Below are 3,834 nucleotides of genomic sequence, written 5' to 3'. Positions count from 1 at the left end.
GCCCCCGGGGGTGCCGCCGCCGCGGACGGCGGCGCGCAGATCGGCACGGAGGCGCGCGCCGCCTCCGCGGTCGCCGCCACCTCCGCCACCTCCTCCGCCGCCGACGTCGCGCACCTCGCGGCCAAGGAGGAGAAGAAGAAGAAAAAGGGCTTCTTCGCCAAACTGGGCAAGTTCCTGCTGGTCGTGGTCATCCTGCTGATCCTGCTCGTCATCCTGCTGATCGTCGGGATCGTCTACGCCGCCAAGCGGATCTTCGGCCGCCGCAAGTAGCCGCGCACCGCCACCGTCGGTCGTGCACCGGCCGCTTACCGGCCGAGTACACCGTGCAGCGCGCACGGCCGCGACCCGGGCGTTCGCCGCCGCCCGCCGGGCGGTGGAGCCGGAACGACCGCCCGGGGCGGGCCACTTGACGCCGATTGGCCCTGGCCGGGGTGCCGGGGCCGCCCGAGGATGGGCGCCATGAGCGACTTCCACACCCACGAGAGCGCCGAAGGGCTGCGCCCCGAGAGCCGGGTCGTCCACCCGCCGCTCGCCGAGGTCACCGGCAGCCGTCCGCTCGGCGTCCCGCTGCACCAGGGCCACCTGTTCGCCTTCGGCACCGGCGACGCACTCGCCGGGGCCCACGACGGACCGGACGGCGCCTTCCTCTACAACCGCTTCGGCAACCCCACCGTCCGCTCGCTGGAGCAGGCCGTCGCCGGACTGGAGGGCGGCACCGGAGCCCTCGCCACCGCCTCCGGCATGGGTGCGATCAACACCGCGCTGCTCTCCCTGCTGCGCGCCGGCGACCACGTGATCGCCCAGCGCAGCCTGTACGGCGGCACCGTCGGCGCGCTGACCGACCTCACCGAGCGCTGGGGCGTCGAGGTCGACCACGTGAGCGGCGACGACCCCGCCGGGGTGGCGGCCGCGCTGCGGCCCCGCACCCGGGTGCTGCTCCTGGAGACCGTCTCCAACCCCACCACCCGGGTCACCGACCTGCCCGGGCTGATCGCCGTCGCCCGGCACGCCGGGGTGGTGAGCGTGGTGGACAACACCTTCGCGACCCCGCTGCTGTGCCGCCCGATCGAGCACGGCGCGGACATCGTGATCCACTCCGTGACCAAGTACCTGGGCGGGCACTCGGACGTGCTCGGCGGGGTCGCCGTCTTCGCCGACCCGGAGCTGCACCGGCGGGTCTGGCGGCGCTCGCTCGAACTCGGCGCCTCCGCCGACCCGTTCGCCGCCTGGCTGACCCTGCGCGGCATGCAGACCCTCGCCCTGCGGGTCCGCCGCCAGTGCGAGACCGCGCTCGACCTGGCCGGCCGGCTCGCCGCCCACCCCGCGGTCACCGCCGTCCACTACCCGGGCCTGCCCACCCACCCCGACCATGACCTCGCCCGCCGGCTGCTGCCCGACGGCCACGGCGGCGTCCTGGCCTTCGACCTGGCCGGGGGCCGGAAGGCGGCCGGCACGTTCACCGAGTCCGTCCGGCTCGCCTCGCTGGCACCGTCCCTGGGCGACGTGCACACCCTGGTGCTCCACCCGGCCAGCACCTCCCACCGGCAGCTGTCGGACGAGGAACTGGCGGCGGTGGGCATCGGGCCGGGGACGGTGCGGCTGTCGGTGGGCATCGAGCACCCGGAGGACATCTGGGCGGACGTCGCGCGGGCGCTGGCGAAGGTGTGAGCCCGAGCGCTGCGGCCGCCGGCGCGGGTGAGTGCGGGCCGGCCCGGGCCCCGTGCTCGACGTCCGGGGCGTAGCCCGGGTCCGGAGCGCGGTGGAGGTGGGGCCGCCCCGCGGCCCGTCAGCGCTGCCGGGGCCGGGCCACCAGGAGCGCGATGTCGTCCTCGGCGGCCGGGGCCGGCGGCGGGGCGAGGGAGCGCAGGACGGCGTCGAGCAGGCCGTCGAGGTCTCCGGCGGCGGGCAGCCGCAGCGCCGCGAGCCGCTCCAGCGAGACGTCGATGTCCTCGCCCCGGCGCTCGACCAGGCCGTCGGTGTAGAGCAGCAGGGCCTGCTCCGGCAGGAGCGGGTGGGCGGTCTGCTCGTAGCCGCCGAGACCGGTGCCGAGCGGCGGGCCGGTGGGGACGCTCAGCAGCTCGGTCGGCCGGCCGGGGTGATCAGGGCGGGCGGCAGGTGGCCCGCGCTGGAGAGGGTCCAGCGGCCGCGGCCCGGGTCGGCGAGGGCCAGTAGGCAGGTGGCCGGGCGGGCGGAGTCGTCGGCGGAGATGATGTTGTCGAGCTGACGCAGGATCCGGTGCGGGGGCAGGTCCATTCCGGCGAGGTCGCGCAGTGCCGAGCGGTAGTGGCTCATGTCGACGGCGGCCTCGACGCCGTGCCCCATGACGTCGCCCATGGCGAGCAGGGTGCGCCCGAACGGCAGTCGGACCGTCTCGAACCAGTCGCCGCCGACCACCGAGGCGCTCCCGGAGGGCAGGTAGCGGGAGGCGAGGACGAGGTTCTGGTGCGGGTTGCCGGGTTCGCTCAGCAGCGCCCGCTGGAGTTCGAGGGCGATGTCCTGGGAGCGGGCGAAGCGCCGGGCGTTGTCGAGGGCGGTGGCGGCGCGGGCGGCGAGGTCGCCGAGCAGGGCGGCCTCGTCGGGGGTGAAGGCCGGGCCGGCGGCGGTGCGGCCGAGGGTGAGCAGCCCGATCAGGCGGCCCCGGGCGGCCAGCGGCAGGACCAGCAGCGAGGCCGTCCCCGCCGGACAGCTGTCCTCGGGGCCGGGCTCGGTGAGCACGGCGACACCGCCGGCCAGGCTGCGGGCGGCGGCCGAGCCCTCCCGGTGGCGGATCGATTCTCCGGACCGGGGCAGCTCGGCGAGGGCGGCGGCCAGCGCGGGCACGGACCGGGCGCCGGCGCGGCGCAGCCGCTGGGGCGTGCCGTGGCCGGCCCGGGCGGGTTCGGCCTCGGGCGGCAGCAGGTCCACGACGGCGAGTTCGGCGAGCCGGGGCACGGCGAACGCGGCGAGCTCCGCGCCGGTGGTGGCGATGTCGAGGGTGGTGCCGATCCATTCGGTGGCGGCGTCCAGCAGAGCGAGCCGGGCCCTGGCCCGTTCCAGCTCGCGCAGTTGGTCGCGGGCGGGGTCGGGGTCGTCCAGGACGACGACGACCACTCCGGTGGTCCGCCCGGAGCGTCGCAGTGCCCGGTAGCGCACCCGCAGGCCGGGCGGCACGGGGGCGCCCGCACCGTCCGGGCCTCCGGTGGCGTGCTCGCGGGCGAGGCCGTCGGCGAGCACCCGGCGCAGGATGCCGAGGGCCCCGGCGAAGGCGGTGGTCCCGGCGGCCCGGCCGAGCAGGTCCGCGCGGCGCAGCCCGGTGGCGGTGGTGAACGCCGCGTTCAGGTACTGCCAGCGCAGGCGCTCGTCGAGCAGCGCGACGCCGACGGGGGCGGCGGCCAGGACCTCGCGGAGCCGCTCCGGATCGTCGCCGCCGCTGTCACCGCCGCTGTCACCGCCGGTGATCGCGCCGAGCCGGGCGGCGAGGGCCGCCGCGGTCGCCGCCAGGGACCGGGTGTCCGGTGTCGCGGGCCGCGGACCCTCTGCTCGGTTGCCGTGCCGGAAGTGCATACGCCCATGATCACGCGCCCGCGCGCGGCACGCCCACAGGTGGGTGAAACGTTGACCGGCCGGAGACGGTGCTGTAACGGAACGCTCGGACGGCTCGGACGGCTGCGGGGCCGACCGCGCGGACATCCGCGCCGCCGTACGGATACGGCAGGCGAACGCCGGATGATCTCCGGTCATACTTGGGCGGCGGCGCCCGACCCCGGACGCCGCGGGCCGGGCCGGGCCCACCCGGCCGTACCGACCCGGCCGTACCGCCCCGGCCCGCGCCCGAAGACCCAGACCGGAGGAACC

The 3,834-nt window shown here is 76.9% G+C and carries 1 protein-coding gene and 2 pseudogenes; 2 read left to right on the top strand and 1 reads right to left on the bottom strand.

The window, feature by feature from the left end; translation table 11 throughout:
- Both ACIQOV_RS31680 and ACIQOV_RS31675 read left to right on the top strand, forming a co-directional pair.
- Window positions 1–270, top strand: a pseudogene (locus ACIQOV_RS31680) (hypothetical protein); the annotation flags it as partial.
- Window positions 271–459: 189 nt separating this feature from the next.
- Complete coding sequence (locus ACIQOV_RS31675) at window positions 460–1,668, top strand: trans-sulfuration enzyme family protein (protein ID WP_401054117.1); 1,209 nt, start codon at window positions 460–462, stop codon at window positions 1,666–1,668.
- A 118-nt stretch (window positions 1,669–1,786) separates the two neighbouring features.
- Here the strand turns inward: ACIQOV_RS31675 and ACIQOV_RS31670 are convergent.
- Window positions 1,787–3,543 (bottom strand): annotated as a pseudogene (locus ACIQOV_RS31670) (SpoIIE family protein phosphatase).
- Window positions 3,544–3,834 lie beyond the last annotated feature (291 nt).

The organism is Kitasatospora sp. NPDC091257, assembly GCF_044757675.1.
In the GTDB taxonomy this organism is placed as follows: domain Bacteria; phylum Actinomycetota; class Actinomycetes; order Streptomycetales; family Streptomycetaceae; genus Kitasatospora; species Kitasatospora lactacystinica.
This window is presented reverse-complemented; position numbering and strand designations above follow the sequence as displayed.